This is a genomic window from Glycomyces sambucus (assembly GCF_900102815.1).
Taxonomy (GTDB): Bacteria; Actinomycetota; Actinomycetes; order Mycobacteriales; family Micromonosporaceae; genus Glycomyces; species Glycomyces sambucus.
The window spans coordinates 250,120-268,816 of sequence record NZ_FNGF01000003.1; the positions used below are offsets into that span (position 1 = coordinate 250,120).

General features: G+C 71.0%; 18 protein-coding genes. 9 read left to right on the forward strand and 9 right to left on the reverse strand.

The genetic code is table 11. The annotated features are described in order from the left end of the window. Positions 1–42: 42 nt before the first annotated feature. The 4 genes from BLS99_RS10825 to BLS99_RS10840 all read right to left on the reverse strand — a co-directional run bounded on the left by BLS99_RS10825 (position 43) and on the right by BLS99_RS10840 (position 5,292). Entirely contained in the window at positions 43–894 is an 852-nt protein-coding gene (locus BLS99_RS10825) for a menaquinone biosynthetic enzyme MqnA/MqnD family protein (RefSeq protein ID WP_218126416.1), read from the reverse strand. 76 nt (positions 895–970) lie between these two features. Continuing rightward, positions 971–1,267, reverse strand: coding sequence for an HPr family phosphocarrier protein (locus tag BLS99_RS10830; protein ID WP_091048575.1), 297 nt, complete (start codon positions 1,265–1,267; stop codon positions 971–973). A gap of 150 nt (positions 1,268–1,417) precedes the next feature. Continuing rightward, entirely contained in the window at positions 1,418–3,838 is a 2,421-nt protein-coding gene (locus BLS99_RS10835) for a zinc ribbon domain-containing protein (RefSeq protein WP_143034755.1), read from the reverse strand. 107 nt (positions 3,839–3,945) lie between these two features. Beyond that, positions 3,946–5,292 carry a C40 family peptidase gene (locus BLS99_RS10840; RefSeq protein WP_091048580.1) on the reverse strand — a complete coding sequence of 449 codons (1,347 nt, stop codon included), beginning with the start codon at positions 5,290–5,292 and terminating at the stop codon, positions 3,946–3,948. A gap of 495 nt (positions 5,293–5,787) precedes the next feature. Here BLS99_RS10840 and mqnE point away from each other — a divergent pair, with 495 nt between their 5' ends. From mqnE to BLS99_RS10855, 3 genes are read left to right on the forward strand one after another with little or no spacing between them, the layout of a single operon-like run. After that, a complete protein-coding gene (gene mqnE / locus BLS99_RS10845) occupies positions 5,788–6,963 on the forward strand; it encodes an aminofutalosine synthase MqnE (RefSeq protein WP_091048584.1) in 1,176 nt (391 codons plus the stop codon). Next, a complete protein-coding gene (locus BLS99_RS10850; protein WP_091048588.1) occupies positions 6,963–7,364 on the forward strand; it encodes a hypothetical protein in 402 nt (133 codons plus the stop codon). The genes mqnE and BLS99_RS10850 overlap by 1 nt, the downstream gene beginning before the upstream one ends. After that, a complete protein-coding gene (locus BLS99_RS10855; protein WP_091048591.1) occupies positions 7,361–7,609 on the forward strand; it encodes a DUF4229 domain-containing protein in 249 nt (82 codons plus the stop codon). Before BLS99_RS10850 ends, BLS99_RS10855 begins: the two co-directional genes overlap by 4 nt. A 17-nt stretch (positions 7,610–7,626) precedes the next feature. Here the strand turns inward: BLS99_RS10855 and BLS99_RS10860 are convergent, their stop codons facing one another. Next, entirely contained in the window at positions 7,627–8,388 is a 762-nt protein-coding gene (locus BLS99_RS10860) for an oxidoreductase (protein ID WP_091048599.1), read from the reverse strand. 329 nt (positions 8,389–8,717) lie between these two features. Here BLS99_RS10860 and acs point away from each other — a divergent pair, with 329 nt between their 5' ends. From acs to BLS99_RS10875, 3 genes are all read left to right on the forward strand, one after another. Continuing rightward, on the forward strand, positions 8,718–10,676 hold the full coding sequence (gene acs / locus BLS99_RS10865) for an acetate--CoA ligase (protein ID WP_091048605.1): 1,959 nt from the start codon (positions 8,718–8,720) through the stop codon (positions 10,674–10,676). A gap of 65 nt (positions 10,677–10,741) precedes the next feature. Continuing rightward, the gene (locus tag BLS99_RS10870; protein WP_218126417.1) at positions 10,742–11,662 is read left to right on the forward strand and encodes an alpha/beta fold hydrolase; all 921 of its coding nucleotides are present in this window, start codon (positions 10,742–10,744) and stop codon (positions 11,660–11,662) included. A 126-nt stretch (positions 11,663–11,788) separates the two neighbouring features. Further along, on the forward strand, positions 11,789–12,931 hold the full coding sequence (locus BLS99_RS10875) for an amidohydrolase (RefSeq protein WP_091048614.1): 1,143 nt from the start codon (positions 11,789–11,791) through the stop codon (positions 12,929–12,931). Positions 12,932–13,037: 106 nt separating this feature from the next. On the opposite strand, the gene BLS99_RS10880 is transcribed toward BLS99_RS10875, so the two are convergent. Together BLS99_RS10880 and BLS99_RS10885 are read right to left on the reverse strand one after the other, a co-directional pair. After that, positions 13,038–13,253, reverse strand: a complete 216-nt coding sequence (locus BLS99_RS10880; RefSeq protein ID WP_091048617.1) for a hypothetical protein — start codon at positions 13,251–13,253, stop codon at positions 13,038–13,040. Between the two features lie 227 nt (positions 13,254–13,480). Beyond that, positions 13,481–14,347, reverse strand: a complete 867-nt coding sequence (locus tag BLS99_RS10885) for a LysR family transcriptional regulator (protein WP_091048620.1) — start codon at positions 14,345–14,347, stop codon at positions 13,481–13,483. Between the two features lie 74 nt (positions 14,348–14,421). Here BLS99_RS10885 and BLS99_RS10890 point away from each other — a divergent pair, with 74 nt between their 5' ends. The 3 genes from BLS99_RS10890 to BLS99_RS10900 are packed head-to-tail and all read left to right on the forward strand — an operon-like array spanning position 14,422 to position 15,948. Further along, a complete protein-coding gene (locus tag BLS99_RS10890) occupies positions 14,422–14,940 on the forward strand; it encodes a cysteine dioxygenase family protein (protein ID WP_091048625.1) in 519 nt (172 codons plus the stop codon). Positions 14,941–14,944: 4 nt separating this feature from the next. Then, on the forward strand, positions 14,945–15,382 hold the full coding sequence (locus tag BLS99_RS10895; RefSeq protein ID WP_091048627.1) for a VOC family protein: 438 nt from the start codon (positions 14,945–14,947) through the stop codon (positions 15,380–15,382). Next, entirely contained in the window at positions 15,379–15,948 is a 570-nt protein-coding gene (locus tag BLS99_RS10900) for a dihydrofolate reductase family protein (RefSeq protein WP_091048631.1), read from the forward strand. The genes BLS99_RS10895 and BLS99_RS10900 overlap by 4 nt, the downstream gene beginning before the upstream one ends. A 272-nt stretch (positions 15,949–16,220) precedes the next feature. Here BLS99_RS10900 and BLS99_RS10905 read toward each other — a convergent pair whose 3' ends face one another. Both BLS99_RS10905 and BLS99_RS25635 read right to left on the reverse strand, forming a co-directional pair. Beyond that, positions 16,221–16,430 carry a hypothetical protein gene (locus tag BLS99_RS10905; protein WP_143034756.1) on the reverse strand — a complete coding sequence of 70 codons (210 nt, stop codon included), beginning with the start codon at positions 16,428–16,430 and terminating at the stop codon, positions 16,221–16,223. 231 nt (positions 16,431–16,661) lie between these two features. Further along, positions 16,662–17,558: a hypothetical protein gene (locus BLS99_RS25635; protein ID WP_143034757.1), complete on the reverse strand. Its 897-nt coding sequence runs from the start codon at positions 17,556–17,558 to the stop codon at positions 16,662–16,664. Positions 17,559–18,697 lie beyond the last annotated feature (1,139 nt).

The following is an 18,697-nucleotide window of genomic DNA, read 5'->3' on the forward strand; positions in this document are numbered from 1 at the left end:
TCCTTCCTGGTCGGCGGCGTCGGGGCGGAGGCGGGTCCTCGGCTACAGCCCGCTGGTGAAGAATTCGGGCCCTTCGGGCGAAAGGTCCTTCACTTCCGTGTAACGGGCGGCGCGGGAGGCGAATTCCCGCAGGCCGGCGAGGTGCCGCTCACTGAGGCCGAACTGGAGCCGGTCGAAGTACTCGGCGAGCGCGGCGGGCGCGAAGGGCTCCCAGCGGGCCGCGGAGGCCACGACGGCGTCGATCTCCTCGCGGCTGAGGCGCACCGAGTCGCGGAACGCGAGGTGGACGTCCTTGACGAGCCCGGGGTGCGCCTGGGCGTAGTCGCGGCGGACGGCCCACACGGCGAAGACCATGGGCAGGCCGGTCCAGTCCTTCCACTCGGCGGCGAGGTCGAGCACGTGGTGTCCCTGCGGGTCGTGATGGACGCGAAGGGCCTCGTCGCCGATGAGGACGGCCGCGTCGGCGCCCTCGAGCGCGGAGTCGAGGTCGGGCGCGGTGACCCGGTACTCGGGGGTGCGGCCGTAGCGCTCTTCGAGGAGCATCTTCCCGAGGAGGACCCCGGTGCGCGAGAACGAGGCGAGGGAGACGCGCGGCGCGGCGGGGAGCTCGGCGAGGGGGACCTTCGAGACGAGGTTGACGCTGAGGACGGGGCCGTCGGCGGCGACCGCGGGGTCGGGGATGAGCAGCAGCTCGTCGCTGTGGCGCAGGTACTCGACGAGGGTGATCGGGCCGATGTCGAGGGAGCCTTCGACGAGGAGGCGGCTGAGTTCGTCGGGCGCGTCGCGGCGCAGGTCGAATTCGAGCAGCGCGCCCGTGCGGGCGAGTCCCCAGTAGATGGGCATGCAGTTGAGGAAGGCGATGTGGCCGACCCTCGGGCGTCGCGCGTTGTTCACAGCCCCGACGGTATCCCCCCTCGGAGTCCTAGGACCGTCCCGAGAGGGGGGCGGCGTCGCCGGCGTCACGGCCGGATCAGCGCTCGTCGATGTCGGCGAGGTCCTTCCCGCCCTCCGCATCGGCGGTCTCGGCGGTGACGAGGTCCACGAGCCGGTCGAGGACGTCCTCGTCGTCGGCGGTGAGGACGATCTCGTCGCCGGGGCGCACGTCCAGTACGAGGACCTGGAGGATCGACTTGGCGTCCTGCCGCTCGCCGCCGGTCTTCGCGATGGACACCTCGCCGCCCGACGCCGCGGCGGTCTCCACGAAGACCGTCGCGGGCCGCGCCTGGATGCCGACCTCTGTGGTCACTTTCACACGGCGCTCGGCCATGCTGCTCACTCTCCCCCGGTTCTGCGGCGCCCGGACTGGGCAGTCGCCGCCGCGGGGCCGCCCCGGCGGCCCTCCAGCACCAGGATGGACCGGGCGCGGGGGCGCCGGGCGCGTTTTCGGGCTATTGCAGCGGGAAGCGGTACAGAGCGGTCAGCCCCGGTCCTCCCCGTCCTCGGGCTTGGCGCCGTAGACGGTGGGCCGCGGGAGCGGGATGTGCTCGGGCAGCTCGGAGCGGTCGAGGAGGTTGCGCACGCGGGCGCGGCCGGGACGGTAGCCCTCTTCCTCCTCGACGGGCGGCCACGAGGCGGGCGGCAGTTTGTGCGCGCCGGTCTTGGTGGTCGGCTCCTCGAAGAGGCTGATGTCGGGGGCGTTCACGATCTTCTTGCGGGAGGACTCGGCCTCGGTGGCCGGGCCCTCTTCGGGGGCCTCGGCGACCTCGCGCGGCGGGGTCGGGACCGCGGGCGGCTCCGGCGGGGCGGGGGTCGGGTCCTCGTAGGGGGCGGCGTCGGAGAACGGGCTGTCGTCGGCGTACAGATACGACGGCGGCGGCGTGGGCTCCGGGCGCGGCAGCGGTTCAGGGTCAGGGAGCGGATCGGGCTCGGGGCGCCGCGGCGGGGTCGGCTCGGGGTGCGGGACCGGCTCCGGTTCGGGGACCGGCACGGGCGTGGGGGTCGGCACCGGCGGGAGCGGGTCCGGGACGGGCGGGGTGGGTTGCGGGGCCGGCGGGGTCGGTTCCGGGTAGGGCTCGGGAGCGGGGTCGGGCGCCGGGGTGCGCTCGTTGACGGTGGCGCCGTCTTCGAGGGCGGCCGAGGCGGCGGCGGTGGCCTCGTCGATCACGGCCTCGCTGAACGCGCTGGCGCCCAGGTCGATCACGGGCTCGGGGACGTCGACGGGAACGGCTGCGGGGACGCCGCCGGGAGCACCGCCGGGAAGGACGTCGGGCACGGCGATGCCGACCGCGTCGGCGACGTCGGCCGCGGCCTCGGCGGACTCGACCAGGGCAGCGCCGGGGCTCGGGGCCTCGACCACCGCGGCCACCGCGAGGGCCTCTTCGAGCTTGGGCTCCACGACGCTCTCGGGCGCTTCGCCGTCCTCGGCGAGGCCGGGGGCGTCAGCCGGAGCCGGGGGCAGGGACTCGCCGGGGACCTCGTCGCCGAGGCCCGCCAGCGCGTCCTCGTCGTCGGCGCTGAGCTCGACGTCGTCGTCGGGGTCCTCGGGGTCGGGCAGGGTCTCCCAGGCGCCGTCCTCGTCGTCGTCCTCGGCCGGGGCGAAGGCCGGGGCCGCGAGGGCGGCGGGCGGTTCGGGCGCGGCGGGCGGCGCGCCGAAGTCGGTGGCCCCGTAGGAGGCCGGTTCGGGGTCGGGGGGGCTGGAGAACGTCACGGCGGGCTCGGCCGGCGGGGCGCCGAACGAGGGCGCGGCGGGCGGCGCGCCGACGGAGGCGGCGGGCGTCTCCGGCGGGGTCCCGAAGGCGGGCGCGGAGGGCGCGGCGTAGGAGGCGGCGGGCGGCGGGGGTTCGGCGGCCGGGACGCTGAAGGCTCCGGCGGCGGGCGGCGCGTACGCGGCGCCGGGGCTGGTCTCGGAGGAGGGCACGCTGAACCCGGGCGGCGCGGCGTCGGGCACGGCGGGCGCGGTCGGGCCGGGGTCGGCGAAGGGCGCCTCGGTCTGGCCGGCGAGCGGCTGGCGGCGCAGGATCTGGGTGCCGTCCGGGACGGGCGGGGGCAGTTCCGGTGCGGCCGGGGCCGCGGGCGGCGCGCCGAAGGCGGGTTCGCTCGACGGCAGGCTGAAGCTCGCGGGCGGCGCGGCGTAGGGCGGGCCGGTGACCGGCGAGGACGCCGAGGCGGGCTCGGCGTACGGCGGGTTCGCGGGCGGGGGCGCGAAGGAGGGCGGCGGGGAGACCGGCGGGACCGTGGGGGGCGCGGCGGCGACCGGCGGGAGGGAGTTCGCGGCCGGGTACGGGGGCGCGGGGTACTGCGGCGCCGACTGGTACGGCTGCCCGGGCGGCTGCGGCGGCTGGTAGGGCGGGTACTGGCCCTGCGGGTTCGGTTGGGGCGCCGAGGGGTAGGAGGGGACCTGCGCCGCGCCGTAGGCGGGCGGCGGCGGGGCGGGGGCGCCGTACGGGGGCACGGCGGCCTGGCCCTGCGGGACGGCGGCCGAGCCCTGCGCGGGCGGGCCCCACTGCTGGGGGCCGCCGTAGCCGGGCGGGGGCTGGTTCGGGGGCGGGACGGCCGCGTAGCCCTGGTTCGGGCGCGGCTCGGGCGGCGCGGTCGGGTGGTAGGCGCCCGGGGGCGCGTACTGGGGCTCGCCGGGCGGGGCGTAGCCCTGGGGGTCCCCGGGGGGCGCGTACGCCTGCGGGTCGCCAGGCGGGGCGTACTGCGGCACGGAGGCCGCGCCGTACGCCTGGGGCGCACCGGGAGGCGCGTACGACGGCGTCCCGTAGGACGCCTGGGGCGCGTACTGGGACTCGGCCTGGAAGCCCCCGGCGGGGGGCGGCAGAGGCGCGCCGCACTGGGGGCAGCGGCGCTGCCCGGACGTCAGTCGCTGACCGCAGGAGCTACAGCTGTTTCCGTCCACGGAGTCCTCCTCGGGGCTGGAGCGTCGTCAATCGGGCAACTCGATATCCATCGTGCCATCAACCCGTCGCGGCGCGTGCACGCGTTCCCACTACTCGGCGACGCCGCTCACGCCTCGGTCTGGCGCGTGAGGACGGCCGCGACGGTGTCCGACGCGGCGCCGGAGGGCGCTTCGCCCTCGTCCTCGGTCGGGGTCTGCGCGTCGTCCGTGGGGGTCGGCGAGGGCGGCTCCGAGGGCGATTCGCTCTCGGTGGGCTCCGGGTCGGGGCTGGGCGACTCGGTCTCGGTGGGCGTCGGGTCGGGGTCCTTCGTGGTCGTCTCGTCGTCCGGGGAGGTCGGCTCCTCCGGCTCCTCGGGGGTCTGGGTCGGGTTCTCGGCGTCGGGGTCGGTCTGGACCGCGTCGACCACGCGGTGCGCGCCGGCGAAGTTCTCGAACCAGATCGAGCTGATCTTGACGACGTCGCCCGTGCGGGGGGCCTGGATCATCTTGCCGTCGCCCAGGTACATGCCGGTGTGGTAGACCGACCGCCAGTTGCCCGGGTCGTCCCACCAGTACAGGAGGTCGCCGGGGAGGAGCTTCTCGACGTCGACGGGCTTGTCGCGGGTGGCGTTGTACTGGTCGGCGGCGACGCGCGGGAGGCTCACGCCCGCGTAGTCGTACGCGGACTGGACCAGGCCGGAGCAGTCGAAGGAGTCCGGGCCCTCGGCGCCCCACACGTACGGGTCGCCGAGCTGGGCGAGCGCGTACTCGACGGCCTTCTTCGCCTCGGGGGCGGCGTCCCAGCCGTCGACCTCGGAGGAGAAGTCGCCGGAGTACTCGGCCGCGGCGGCCTCGCGCTCGCGTTCGAGCTGCTCCAGGGCTTCGAGGTTGTCGGCGACGAGCGCGTTCAGGGCGGCCTGCGCGGTGTCGAACTCGGTGTCGAGGGCGAGGTAGCGGTCCTCGGCGCGGTCGGCGGAGAGGACGGCGGCGTCGTAGGCGGCGCGGGCGACGGACTCGGCGGTCGCGGCGTCGTCGCGGTCGGCGGAGAGCCCGGGGAGGTCCCATTCGCCGCCGAGGGGGGTGAGCCCGGAGAGGTCGGGGAGCTCGGTGTCGGGGACCCCGGCGGTGTCGGCGTACGCCTCGCCGGCGGCCTGGTCGAGAGCGCTCTGCGCGGCTTCGAGTTCGGTGGTGGTCGCCGCCCACGCGGTCTGGGTGTCGGTGAGGCGGGTCTCGCGGGCGAGCCACTCGTCCTGCGCGGCGGTGGTCTCCTCGGCGAGCTGCGCGAGATCGATCTGCGCGGCGGTGATCCGGTCGCCGAGGGGGCCGTCGGCGGTCTCGGGGTTGGTGACCGGGGTGTCGTCGCCGGCGCCGCCGAGGGGCCGGCCGCCGTCGTCGGGGACGGTCACGCCGGGCTGGGCGACGGCGGGCAGCGCCCCGCCGAAGACGACGGCCGCCGCGCCTGCGGCGGCGATCATGCGGGCACCGAACCGTGAAACGCGCATGTGAGGTGTCCTTCTGTGGGGGAAGCCACGGATACTGTACCGAAGACACGCAACTCTCGCATCCGTGGTTGCTCGTGAACACGGATCGTGTTGGGCACCACTGGGTGTCGCACCCCAGGGGTAGATTTGAAATGGGGGGTCCCCAGGTGTCCGAATTGCCTGGACCCTCCGTTCACATTCACTCCGGACCCCGCGCGCCGCAACGGATGACACCAGGCACCGAAGCCTCACCGGCACCGCGCGCGGCGAACCGCCGCCGCCCCCGCAGGAGCCCCTGGCGCGCCGGGCCCGCCTGCCCGCACCGCCCCGCGCCTTACACCGCCCCCGCGCTCGCACCGCCCCGCGCCTCACACCGCCCTCGCGCTCACGCTGCCCCCGCGTTCACGGCCTCACACGCGGTTCACGCCGGGAGGCCCCTGCGCACCCGCGGCGCTACGCTGGCGGGGAACCGACAACGTCAGGAGCGCCATGGACGACCAGGCTGAGTTCAAGGCCGGCATCGAGGAGAAGCTCGCGGCCGGCGAGCGGCTGACCTTCGAGGACGGCGTGGGCCTGTACGAGGTCGACGACCTCGCCTGGCTCGGCCGCCTCGCGCACGGGGTCCGCACCGCCAAGAACGGCGACCGGACCATGTTCAACGTCAACCGGCACCTCAACCTCACCAACGTGTGCTCCGCGTCCTGCGCGTACTGCTCCTTCCAGCGCAAGCCCGGCGAGGCCGACGCGTACACGATGCGCGTCGAGCAGGCCGTGGCCCTCGCCGAGCAGATGCGCGGCGACGCCCCCACCGAGCTGCACATCGTCAACGGCCTCCACCCGACCCTCCCGTGGCGCTACTACCCGCGGGTCCTCAAGGCGCTCAAGGAGACCCTCCCCGAGGTGAACCTGAAGGCGTTCACCGCCACCGAGGTCCAGTGGTTCGAGAAGATCTCCGGCCTCACCGCCGACGCGATCCTCGACGAGCTCATCGAGGCCGGCCTGGAGTCGCTGACCGGCGGCGGCGCCGAGATCTTCGACTGGGAGGTCCGCCAGCACATCGTCGACCACGACTGCCACTGGGAGGACTGGTCGCGCATCCACCGCCTCGCCCACGAGAAGGGCCTGCGCACCCCCGCGACGATGCTGTACGGCCACATCGAGGAGCCCCGCCACCGCGTCGACCACGTGCTGCGCCTGCGCGAGATGCAGGACGAGACCGGCGGCTTCGCCGTGTTCATCCCCCTGCGCTACCAGCACGACTTCCACGACGCCAAGGACGGGAAGATCCGCAACCGGCTCCAGGCGCGCACTACGATGGCGAGCCCGGCCGAGTCGCTCAAGGTCTTCGCGGTCTCGCGGCTCCTGCTCGACAACTTCGACCACGTCAAGTGCTTCTGGGTCATGCACGGCCTCGACGTCGCGCAGCTGTCGCTGTCGTTCGGCGCCGACGACCTCGACGGCTCGGTGGTCGAGTACAAGATCACCCACGACGCCGACGACTACGGCACCCCCGACAAGATGACCCGCGACGACCTCCTCGAACTCATCCGCGACGCCGGGTTCAGGCCCGTCGAGCGCAACACCCGCTACGACGTCGTGCGCGAGTACGACGGCCCGCAGACCATCGCCGAGCGCCGGGCCGAGCCCCGGTCGGTGAAGTTCTAGTGGCCCAGGCCGGACCGGCCGAGCCGATGGGCCTCGGCCAGCTCGTGGGGACCGCGCTCGCGTACTTCGTCATGGGCGCGGTCGTGCTGGTCGTCATCGACCTGCTGTTCGTGTTCCCCAGCGGCCGGCCCTTCGGCGAGACCTCCGGGTGGATCGCCGCGCTGCCGACCGTGTGGGCGTTCAGCGAGCAGTTCCGGCGCTACCGCGGCGCGGCCCGCTGGGGCGTCATGCTCGTCGGGTTCCTGCTGGGCCTGGGCGCCGGGCTCGCCGTCGGCGTGCTGCTGCCGCCGACGTGGGCGCCGATGCTCACCGGCGGGCTCGCCGGACTCACCGCCGCACTCGTCTACGCGCCCCTGTGGTACGCAGGGGCCCGCACCTTCGGAGAGGAGCGGGTCGCATGAACCCGGTCTGGAAGTTCTACCTCGCCCGCCTCGCGCTCGTCGCCGTCGTCGCGGTGCCCCTCATGTTCTTCATCAACGCGCTGCTCGCGCTCGCCGCGGGCATCCTCGTGTCGATGGTCCTGGGGTACGTGCTGCTCAAGCGGCAGCGCGAGGAGATGATCGAGCACATCGACGCCACGGTCAAGCGCCGCCGGGACGAGAAGCAGCGGCTGCGCGCCGAGCTCGCCGGGGACGACGCCGCCTAGGACGCCGCGAAGGGCGCCTAGGCGTCCTTCATCAGCTCCGAGCAGATCTGGAGCGTCTCGGCCGCACCCGCCTCGAGGGCCTTGCCGTAGTGCTTGAGCCAGGACCGGACGCCGTCCGGCGTGCCGGTCGACCAGGCGCGCTGCGCGCCCACGTACTCCGGCTGGCGTTCGAGGTGCCCGGCGTCGACGGTGATGAGGAGCTTCGGGTCGAGTCCCTTGCTGGCCAGCGCGAGCCGCGCGGCGGCGCGGGCGACCACGTTGTTGGCGACCGGGAACGGGCGCACCGACAGGAGTTCGCCGTGGACGACGGCGGCGGCCATCGCGGCGGGGATCTCCTTGGTGGGGTTGGTGATGAGCGCGCACAGGGCGTTGATGCGGGCGGAGCCGTTGCCGTCGACCTCGATGCGGCCGGGCTCGAACTCGACGCCGGCGTCGGGGAGGTCGCGGGTGGCGAGCAGGTGGAGCTTCGCGAGGACGTACCGGGGCGAGACGGGCCACACGTCGGCGAGGGACGGCAGGGCCTCGGTGACGGCGAGCACGCCGGAGACCACCGGGTCGTCGAAGTCGCCGGCGCGCAGGCGCTCGACGTCGCAGTCGTAGCCGTCCAGGGCGAGGGTCGCGGAGGCGCTGTGCAGGGACACCTCGGTCTCGACGAGCGATTCGCCGGCCTCGCCGCCGCGCAGCGCCTCGTGCCAGAGCATGCGGTCGACGTTGGCTCTGGCGTTCTCAAGGGCGTCGGCGACCTCGGAGAGTTCGAGGAGAGGCGCGAGAGGATCCACGGGCGGAACCTTACCTTTAGTGCGGAGCACGCAAACGGCGCACCGGGCGGGCTAGAGGGCAGTCACAGCATCGTAAACCAGGACGCAGGTTTGCACCGGTCCGACGATACCTCTCGAATCGGTCGGCGAGGGTCCCCGAGACGAACGAATCCGACCGCTCGGCGGCCGCCGGTCGGCCGCTCGCGGGCCGTTCGGCGCGGCGGGGTCCCAGATGCCGGTGCCCGCCTCAGGGGCACGTTCCGTGTCGGCCGGTTCGCGGTAGTGTTACCGGACATAGACCCGCCTCACAGCAGCGCATCGGCGCGTAGATCTGTAAGGAGCCAATACCCGTGGCAGAAACCCCGCAAGAGACGCTTGCCAACCTCCTGTCGGAGGACCGGACCTTTCCGCCGTCCCCCGAGTTCTCGAAGACGGCGAACGTCACCGCGGCCGCTTACGACGAGGCCGCCGCCGACCGCCTCGCGTTCTGGGAGACCCAGGCCCGCCGGCTCGACTGGTCGAAGGACTGGGACCGGGTCCTGGACTGGGACAACCCGCCGTTCGCGAAGTGGTTCACCGGCGGCGAGCTGAACGTCGCCGCGAACTGCCTCGACCGCCACGTCGAGAACGGCCTGGGCGACCGGGTCGCGATCCACTTCGAGGGCGAGCCCGGCGACACCCGCGCCGTCACGTACGCCGAACTCCTCGACGAGGTCAAGCGGGCCGCGAACGCGCTCACCGGTCTCGGTGTGGGGGCGGGCGACCGGGTCGTCATCTACATGCCGATGATCCCCGAGGCGGCGGTCGCGATGCTCGCGTGCGCGCGCATCGGCGCCCCGCACTCGGTGGTGTTCGGCGGGTTCAGCGCCAACGCGCTGTCGAGCCGCATCACGGACGCGGGCGCGAAGCTCGTGATCTGCGCCGACGGCGGGTTCCGCCGCGGCAAGCCGCTGGCGCTCAAGCCGACCGTGGACGAGGCGCTCGAATCGTGCCCCTCGGTGGAGAAGGTCCTCGTCGTCACCCGCACCGGGCAGGAGGTGGCCTGGAGCGACCGCGACGTGAAGTGGGAGGACGCGGTCGGCGGGGCCTCCCCCGAGCACACCGCGCAGCCGTTCGACGCCGAGCACCCCCTGTTCATCCTGTACACCTCGGGGACCACCGGGAAGCCGAAGGGCATCCTGCACACCTCCGGCGGGTACCTGACGCAGGCGTCGTACACCCACCACGCGGTGTTCGACCTCAAGCCGGAGACCGACGTGTACTGGTGCACCGCCGACATCGGCTGGGTCACCGGGCACTCGTACATCGTCTACGGCCCCATGTCGAACGGCGCCACGCAGGTCATGTACGAGGGCACCCCGGACACGCCGCACACCGGCCGGTTCTGGGAGATCGTGCAGAAGTACGGGGTGACGATCCTGTACACCGCGCCGACGGCGATCCGCACGTTCATGAAGTGGGGCGACGACGTCCCGGCGGGCTTCGACCTGTCGAGCCTGCGGGTCCTCGGGTCGGTCGGCGAGCCGATCAACCCCGAGGCGTGGGTCTGGTACCGCGAGCACATCGGCGGCGGGGCGACCCCGGTCGTCGACACGTGGTGGCAGACCGAGACCGGCGCGATCATGGTCTCGCCGCTGCCGGGCGTGACGGCGACGAAGCCGGGCTCGGCCCAGCGCCCGCTCCCGGGCATCAGCGTCGACGTCGTCGACGACCAGGGCGAGTCGGTGCCCGACGGCGGCGGCGGGTTCCTGGTGATCCGCGAGCCGTGGCCGTCGATGCTCCGCACCATCTGGGGCGACGACCAGCGGTTCCTCGACACGTACTGGGCGCACTTCGACGGCATGTACTTCGCCGGCGACGGTGCGAAGAAGGACGACGACGGCGACCTGTGGCTCCTGGGCCGCGTCGACGACATCATGCTCGTGTCGGGCCACAACATCTCGACCACCGAGGTCGAGTCGGCGCTCGTCAGCCACGCCACGGTCGCCGAGGCGGCCGTCGTCGGGGCCTCGGACCCGGTGACGGGCCAGGGCATCGTGGCGTTCGTGATCCTGCGCGGGCAGGCCGAGTCGAGCCCCGAGCACCTCGCGGAACTGCGCCAGCACGTGTCGAAGACGTTGGGGCCCATCGCGAAGCCGCGCCAGGTCATCGTCGTGGCCGAGCTGCCGAAGACCCGCTCGGGCAAGATCATGCGCAGGCTCCTGCGCGACATCGCCGAGGACCGCGAGATCGGCGACGTGACCACGCTCGCCGACAACACCGTCATGAGCCGCATCAAGACCGGCCTGCGGGCGGGCAAAGAGGACTAAGGCGTGCACGACTCGTGACGAGGTCGGGTCCGCATCGCGCGGGCCCGACCTCGTACGCTGTGCGCGTGAACCGCAAGACCTTCGCCGACGGCGCCGCCCTCAAGCAGGGCCCCTGGACCCACCGGCACGTCGACGCCAACGGCTCGCGCTTCCACGTGGCCGAGTCCGGAGAAGGCCCCCTGATCCTGCTCCTGCACGGCTTCCCGGAGTTCTGGTGGGCGTGGCGGCACCAGATCCCCGCGCTCGCCGGCGCGGGCTTCCGCGTGGTCGCCGCCGACCTGCGCGGCTACGGCGCCTCCGACAAGCCCCCGAACGGGTACGACGCGTACACGATGGCCGCCGACGTGGTCGGGCTCGTGCGGGCCCTGGGCGAGCGGGAGGCCGTGGTCGTCGGGCACGACCTCGGCGGCATCCTCGCGTTCGCGGCGGCCGCGTTCCACCCCAGGCAGTTCAAGTCCCTCGTGGTCCTCGGGGCCGCGCACCCGCTGCGCCAGCGCGCGGCGCTCGCGGTCGACCCGAAGGGGCAGCTGTCGGCGTCGCGGCACCTGTTCGCGTTCCAGATGCCCCGCTACGAGCACAAGCTGACCGCTTGGGACGCAAGGAAGGTCGCCGACCTCATGTACTCGTGGTCGGGGCCGGGCTGGCGGGGGTCGCGGGACTTCCAGGAGTACGTGCGGGCGTGCCGCGACGTCATCCAGATCCCGCAGGCGGCGTTCTGCGCCCTCGAGGCGTTCCGGTGGCCGTTCCGCACCTCGGTGGGGCTGGCGGGGCGGCGGTTCGTGAAGCTGCTCCAGCGGCCCACGCCGGTGCCGGTGCTCCAGCTGCACGGCGCGCTCGACTCGTGCGTGCTGCCGCGGACCGCGCAGGGCTCGGGCCGCTACGTGCAGGGGCGCTACGAGTGGAAGCTCCTCGACGGGGTCGGGCACTTCCCGCAGCAGGAAGCGCCGGAGGTCGTGACGAAGGAGATCATCCGGTGGGCGTCGTGAACCCGGGCGGGCGGCGGCCCCCGGTCGCCGCGACCCCCGGTCACAATACGGTCAACAATTAGCCGCTCGGCTAGTCCCTGGGGCAGGATTGGGCGGCAAGCTGCTGTCGAATCCGAAGGCGGGTCCATGTCCCATGCCGCGTTCGCGCTCACCGGCGCGACCATCGTCCCCATCACGTCGGCGCCGATCGAGCGGGGCGTCGTCATCGTCGAGGACGGCCGCATCAGCGCCGTCGGCGGCCCCGACCTGGCCGTGCCCGAGGGTGTCGAGCGGATCGACGCGACCGGCAGGTGGATCGTCCCGGGCCTCATCGACGCGCACACCCACCTCGGCGTCCACGAGACCGGCGAGGGCTGGGCCGGCGACGACACCAACGAGATGACCGACCCGAACACCGCGCACGTGCGGGCCCTGGACGGCATCAACCCGGTCGAGCCCGGCTTCGCCGACGCGCTCAGGGGCGGCGTGCTCACCGCGTGCGTCAACCCCGGTTCGGGCAACGTCATCGGCGGCGAGTGCGTCGTCGTCAAGACCGCCGGGAGCAACCGGGTGGACGACCTCGTGGTCCGCTCCCCCGCCGGCATCAAGTCGGCGCTGGGCGAGAACCCCAAGCGCGTGTACGGCGACAAGGGCCAGACCCCCAAGACCCGCATGGGGACCGCGGGCGTGCTCCGGTCGGCGTTCGTCGCCGCCCAGAGGCACCGCGACGCCGAGAACCCCGACCGGGACCTGCGACTGGAGAACCTCGTCAAGGTCCTGGACCGCGAGATCCCGTGGCGCCAGCACTGCCACCGCGCCGATGACATCGCCACGGCCGTGCGCGTCGCCGACGAGTTCGGGTACCGGCTGGTCCTCGACCACGGCACCGAGGCGCACCTGCTCGCGGACGTGCTGGCGGAGAAGGAGATCCCGGTCCTGTTCGGGCCGCTGCTCACCGCCCGCGCGAAGGTCGAGACCGCGAACCGGTTCCCCGAGAACGCGGTGCGGATGGCCGCCGCCGGGGTCAAGCTCGTCATCATGACCGACCACCCCGTGGTCCCGATCCAGTACCTGATCGTGCAGGTCATGGAGTGCGTCAAGGCGGGCCTGGACCGTGAGACCGCGCTGCGCGCCGTCACGATCCACCCCGCCGAGGTCCTCGGTGTGGCCGACCGGCTCGGCTCGCTCGAAGCGGGCAAGGACGCCGACTTTTGCGTGTGGTCCGGCGACCCGCTCGACTACTACTCCACTGTGGAACGTGCGTACATCGACGGCGTGCGGGTGGGCTAGGGACCGGTGCGGGAGCCCGGGGCGGCGGTGCGGCGGAGGCTCGCACGCCGCCCCGGACGGTGCGGGGCCGGAGCGCATCCGCGCTCCGGCCCTCGGTCTTGCGTGCTCAGGCGGCCCGGCGGACGTCGGCCCGCGCGGGCAGGACGGCCGCTTCGCCCCGCACCCGCAGTTCGCGGGCGAGGAAGCCGTGGCGGGCGGCGGTGAAGCCCCCGACGATGCGGTCCATGAGCGACGGCCGGTCGGGGACGACCGGGGCGTCGGGCAGGGCGGAGCCGGCCTCGGACTTGATGAGCTGGACGGCGAGGAACGCGTACGGGTCCATGGTGATTCCTTCCGGGCGGTGATGCGAGATGCGTGCCGCGCCGGTGCGGCGTGAGGGCCCGACCGGACTTCCGGTCCCCCGGGGCCTCGCGGTCAACTCTGACCGGCCGTTGTCACCGGCTCATTACGTGCCGGCGAACCCTCGGGCAAGTCCCGTGAACACCAGGGTGCCGATCGAGTCCCGGCTCACACCAGGGGCACCCGGGGCCCGGGTTCGTGCGTGCCGGGTCACGCGTAGCGGCGCGCCGCGGCGCGGATCGCGTCGACGAACGCCGCCGTCGCGGGCGGGTCCGGCGGCTCCCCGTAGGTGACGAGGTGGATCCGGCGGCGGAAGCGCTCGAGTTCGGTGACCGCGACGTCGTCGCGGCGGTGGGTCCGCAGCGCCAGGCCCGGGTTGACCGTGACGCCCAGGCCCGCGGCGACCAGCGCCTGCTGGACGATGATCTCGTCGCTGGTGAAGGCGATCCCGGGTGTGAACCCCTCGTTCCGGCACGCGTCCAGGAGGTCCTGGCGGCAGCGGTGGCAGCCCGCGATCCACGCCGAGTCGCGGTGGTCGAGGAGGGTCCCGCCGGACTCGCGGCCCACCAGGTACATCGGGTCGTCGAAGAGGTGGACGGCGCGCACGTCCTCGGGGAGGTCGTCGGCGTAGCGGAACACGACGGCGAGGTCGATCTCGCCTTCGCGGAGCATCGTGAGCGCCACGAGCGGGTGGGCCTCGGCGAGCTCCAGGCGGATGCCGGGGTGGTCGCGGCGCATCGCCGCGGCGGCCTCGGGCACGAGCGTGCTCAGCGCCGACTCGAACCCGGCGAGGCGCACGCGCCCGGCCTTGAGGCCGACCATGGCCTCGAGTTCGGCTTCGGCGGCGTCCACGCGGCCGAGGATCTCGACGGCGCGGCGGGCGAGCATCTCGCCCTCGGGGGTGAGCCGGATGCCGCGGCCGGCGCGCTGGACGAGCCGGGCGCCGGTCTCGGACTCCAGGCGGGCGAGGTGGTGGCTGACGGAGGGCTGGGCGTAGTGGAGGTGCTTGGCGGCCTTGGTGACCGAACCGTGCGCGGCGACCGCCGCGAGGACGCGGAGCCGCTGGATGTCGAGCATGCATCGATTGTATCTATAGGTTCCAGCGAGATCTGGCATTGGACTTATGGATCGATCGGGGGCAGGCTGAATCCATGGACACATTGACCGGCGCGGCACCCGCGCTCACCGACGTCGCCGCCGCAGTGCGCGCGTCACTGCGCACCTCCACCGACTGGACCGACGCGGCGCGGCTCGTCGCCGACGGGCTCCGCGGGCGCCTGCCCGGGCCCGAGATCCTCACGCCCGCGCAGCGGCTCGGGGACCCCGGCAAGGTCGCCGGGCACCTCTTGTACTCCGAGCCGGACGGGAGCTTCTCCATCACGGCCGTGGTCTGGCGGCCGGGGCAGGCCACGCGCATCCACGACCACATCACCTGGTGCGTGGTCGGCGTCCTCCAGGGCGTCGAGCACGAGGAGCTGTACGACGCGGACCTGAACCGGGCCGGCGTCAGCGACAACCTCCCGGGCGAGGTCACGGGTTTCGCCCCTCCCGGCGACATCCACCGCATCATGAACACGGGCGCGGAGACGGCGATCTCGCTGCACGTCTACGGCACCGACCTGAGCCGGGTCGGCAGCAGCGCCCGGCGCTACTACGAGGAGCAGAGGTAACGACATGGCGATCAAGCGTTTCGACCACACCGGGATCGTGGTGGAGGACCTTCCGGCCGCCATCGCGTTCTTCGTCGAGCTCGGGATGGAGTTCGAGGGGCAGGCGACCGTGGAGGGCGGGTGGGCCGACAAGCTCATCGGGCTCGAGGGCGTCCGCTCGGACATCGCGATGCTGAAGACCCCCGACGGCCACGGCCGGGTGGAGGTCTCGCGGATCCACACGCCGGCGGCCACCGGGTCGGCGCCGTGGGAGCCGGTGAACACGCCGGGCATCCCGCGCCTGACGTTCGTCGTCGACGACGTGGACGACTCGTTCGCGCGGCTGCGGCCGCACGGGGCGGTGCTCGTGGGCGAGGTGGCGCGCTACGAGGACATCTACAAGTACGCGTACGTGCGCGGGCCCGCCGGGGTCATCGTCGGACTGGTGGAGGAGCTGTCATGACGCGCCGACTCGTCGTCCAGCAGTGGACCACCGCCGACGGCATCGTGGCCGAAGAGGACGGCGGCCTGGGCTTCGTCGCCGCCGCGCCCTTCGACGACGAGGCCAGCACCCCGTTCCAGGACCGCGTGATGGCCCTCATCGACTCGGTCGACACTCTGATCCTCGGAGCCACGACGTACGACCAGTCGAAGGACGGCTGGCCCTACGCCGAGGACCAAGGGGAGTACGGCCGGAAGCTCAACGCCCTCACCAAGTACGTCGCGTCCTCCACACTGGAGCACGCCCCGTGGGGCGACTTCCCGGAGGCGACCGTCACCCGCGATGCGGCCGCCACGGTGCGCGAGCTGAAGCAGCAGGAGGGCAAGGACCTGTGGCTGTGGGGAAGCCTGACCCTGATGCGCTCCCTCATGGAGGAGGACCTCGTCGACGAGGTGCGGATGCTCGTCGCCCCGGTCACGCGCGGCAAGGGCACGCGCCTCTTCCAGGACCGGCGGCAACTCCGCCTCCGCGAAGCCACCGGCTTCGACAACGGCGTGCTCCTTCTGCGCTACGACATCGAGCACTGAGCCGCCGGGCGGGCCGCAAGGCGCGCCCGGTTCTTTGCGCCCGGCACGGCCTGGAATGGTGGTGGGCCCCCTCGGACTCGAACCGAGAACCTACGGATTCCCCGTCAACCAGCCATTGACAGCTAAACCCGCAGCTAGACCGACACCTGAGGTTCACTCGGGCAACCTTCGGTTGGCCCGGTTGCTGTATTTTGCTGCTGTAGTTCGTGTTGTGCGGCTTGGACGAGGACGGGCCCCCGCTTGATGCGAGGGCCCTGTTACGGCACCTGTGGTTACCGCTTGCGGGAGCGCTGTTGGAACAGCGCCTCCGTCACCTTGGGGATGTCACTCTTGTCCGCTCGGACGAGTGCAATGATCCCGAGCACCAGCTTTGTTGCGTTCGCGGTGATCCGCTTCCTGAGAAGCAAGAAGATCACCAGCGGGACCGTGATTTCCGGCTGAGTGGCCAGAGCTGTTGCGACGGTGTTGACTTCGGTAAACATGGTGTCGTCTCCCGCAGTCGACACTCATCCGAGATCCATAAGTGGCCTCTGAAAGCCTTCGCACCGGGTGAGCCGTTACTGCCGATTGACAACATTCTGTATTCAATTAGAGCCTCGGCGTGACCGAGGCTTTTACTTTGAAGTAGCAGAAGAGCCATTGTACCTGGCCAGACTTGATTCGTTGATTGAGACGTGGGATGAGTTCGCGAAAGAGGGTGGCGGCCAGGGTTCTCAGCTCTGAAAAACCAAGCCCGCATCGAACCAGGCTACTAGCGCAACCGCAATCGAAACAGCAACCTTGGCTTCATCCACGGATACGTCACCTGGCCCAGATGGCTCCGAAGGCTGGCCCCCATGACGATCGTGTTGCCCAAACCACAGCAAACGCATCATACTGATCAACACCTCATTCGAGGGAGCATTAGTGTGTTGCCGTTTCATCGGCAGACTCCAGGACTTCTGACCTTCCATCTGCGAAAGAACTGTGCCTAGCGTCGCCCGTGAAGCATTAGGGGAGATGACCGGAATAACTGCGTCTTCCACGGCCAAGATTGCAAAGCGATAGGCAGAACTGGCGTCTGGATCGAGTCCGTAAAGCAAGCCCCATGCCTTAGCCAATCGTGAACCAGCTCTACCGGATTGCTGCATTACATCGTCCGAGGCGATATGAACACCCAAAGGCACTCGGCGGACCAGGCCGGTTTTCCCAAACCTCGTGCCAACCCTCCATGCAGATTTGCAACGAGTAAGCAAAGCTTCCAGATCTTCCGGAATAGCATCGTTACCGAAAGCAAGGAGGTAATCTGCTATCTCAAGAGGCCTATCATGACCCATAAGCACATTCATCGCCCGGTCTTTTTGAAGACTAGCCGCTGCAGCAGAATTGGGAGTGCCTCCCAAAGTAATCGCGATCCGAAGCGTCTCGCACATCTCTTTAACAAGTTGAATGTCCATTGGATACACTCGACCAGATTGGCCATTGAACCAAGTGTCTCGGTTGATAGACTCTTTAACCCAGCCCCAGTATGAGGATTGCATCCATGGTGGTACTCCGTCATGCAGGGCGTCATAAGCGCGAATATCATCCTCGGACTCGACCCCCAGAGGCCGCCATGTCTCTTCGCTCATAGGAAGATCTTCCCACACGCGAAAGGCTTCCGCCTCCTCCGATTGACTACGTCAGGTCGGGTTCATTGGCCGGGGGCGGGCGCGCGATACGCTCGCCCAAGCGACAGGGCGGGCCCGCAGGGATCGCCCTCAATCCGACCTGAGCGCGCGCCCGCAGGGGTCCCCGGCCAAGGGTTCCGGCCGGAACCTTTCTTCCCCATCGCCAAGGCGTCGCCCGGCCCGTGGCCGGCCGAGGACCGCCCGCAGCGCAGCGAGGACCGGACCGCAGGCCAGCCACGCGGCAGCGGCCGCAAGGCCGCCTTGAAGATGTATAGAAAGTTCTCACAGCAGCAGTGGCCCAAAAGCACGCCTGGACCCAGCAGGCGCCCACATCTCATTAGTGACTTCTGTCACATTTTAGATGACGCAGAGTAGTTTCCATGCTGGGAATCAGTACCGATCCTTCGGTGAAGATTCGATCATTTCACCAGCTAGGGCGGCTTGCCGTCGCCCTTGCTGCTAAATAGACCCAGGGGCTGACAAAGCGGATGTAAGTCAAACTCATACTACATGTTGTGCCTAATCAAGCCCGTGAACACTAGGGATGGTTGACAGTCGGACCATGACATGCTTCACTGTCTGTGACGGTCGGACAGGTGTTCGATCTTGATCGATCGCGCTAGAGACTGCCACGCGCGAGTGATCCCACCTAGGTGGCGAAGGATCTGAGTGATCGGAGATCTGATGACCGAGAGTCAACAGGACTTCTGCCCGAAGCCGGGCCCTCCGAGCAAACGCGTTTGTGAGCTGGCGCGTGAGCTCGGAGTTTCGGAAGACGAACTTGTTACCTTCCTCTTCTCCAAAGGCGAGCCCATCTTGAGCTCGTCAGACATAGTCCCTCCTTCCAGGGTCATGGAGGCGCGCCTGCATTGCCACGGAGGCACCAAGGGGCGGTCCGGGGAACGCCCAGGCCAACGCCGCCCCAACAAACCACGTAGCCGCAACGCAAAACGGGGTCTCGCGAACGCAACTCGAGAACTCTTCGGTACCCCGACGCAACGGCCTCGCTCGCACCCTCGAGATCAAGGACCCGATTATGTGAAGGCAACTCGGAATCGATTCCCGATCCAGGTTGCCTCGGACGAAGAAGCACTAATGGT

Coding starts and splice junctions, on each gene's coding strand:
- BLS99_RS10895 (WP_091048627.1), top strand. CDS start 14,945: ATGGCGATCAAGCGTTTCGACCACACCGGGATCGTGGTGGAGGACCTT.
- BLS99_RS10900 (WP_091048631.1), top strand. CDS start 15,379: ATGACGCGCCGACTCGTCGTCCAGCAGTGGACCACCGCCGACGGCATC.
- BLS99_RS10830 (WP_091048575.1), bottom strand. CDS start 1,267: ATGGCCGAGCGCCGTGTGAAAGTGACCACAGAGGTCGGCATCCAGGCG.
- BLS99_RS10890 (WP_091048625.1), top strand. CDS start 14,422: ATGGACACATTGACCGGCGCGGCACCCGCGCTCACCGACGTCGCCGCC.
- BLS99_RS10875 (WP_091048614.1), top strand. CDS start 11,789: ATGTCCCATGCCGCGTTCGCGCTCACCGGCGCGACCATCGTCCCCATC.
- BLS99_RS10905 (WP_143034756.1), bottom strand. CDS start 16,430: ATGTTTACCGAAGTCAACACCGTCGCAACAGCTCTGGCCACTCAGCCG.
- BLS99_RS10855 (WP_091048591.1), top strand. CDS start 7,361: ATGAACCCGGTCTGGAAGTTCTACCTCGCCCGCCTCGCGCTCGTCGCC.
- BLS99_RS10880 (WP_091048617.1), bottom strand. CDS start 13,253: ATGGACCCGTACGCGTTCCTCGCCGTCCAGCTCATCAAGTCCGAGGCC.
- BLS99_RS10840 (WP_091048580.1), bottom strand. CDS start 5,292: ATGATCGCCGCCGCAGGCGCGGCGGCCGTCGTCTTCGGCGGGGCGCTG.
- BLS99_RS10885 (WP_091048620.1), bottom strand. CDS start 14,347: ATGCTCGACATCCAGCGGCTCCGCGTCCTCGCGGCGGTCGCCGCGCAC.
- BLS99_RS25635 (WP_143034757.1), bottom strand. CDS start 17,558: ATGAGCGAAGAGACATGGCGGCCTCTGGGGGTCGAGTCCGAGGATGAT.
- mqnE (WP_091048584.1), top strand. CDS start 5,788: ATGGACGACCAGGCTGAGTTCAAGGCCGGCATCGAGGAGAAGCTCGCG.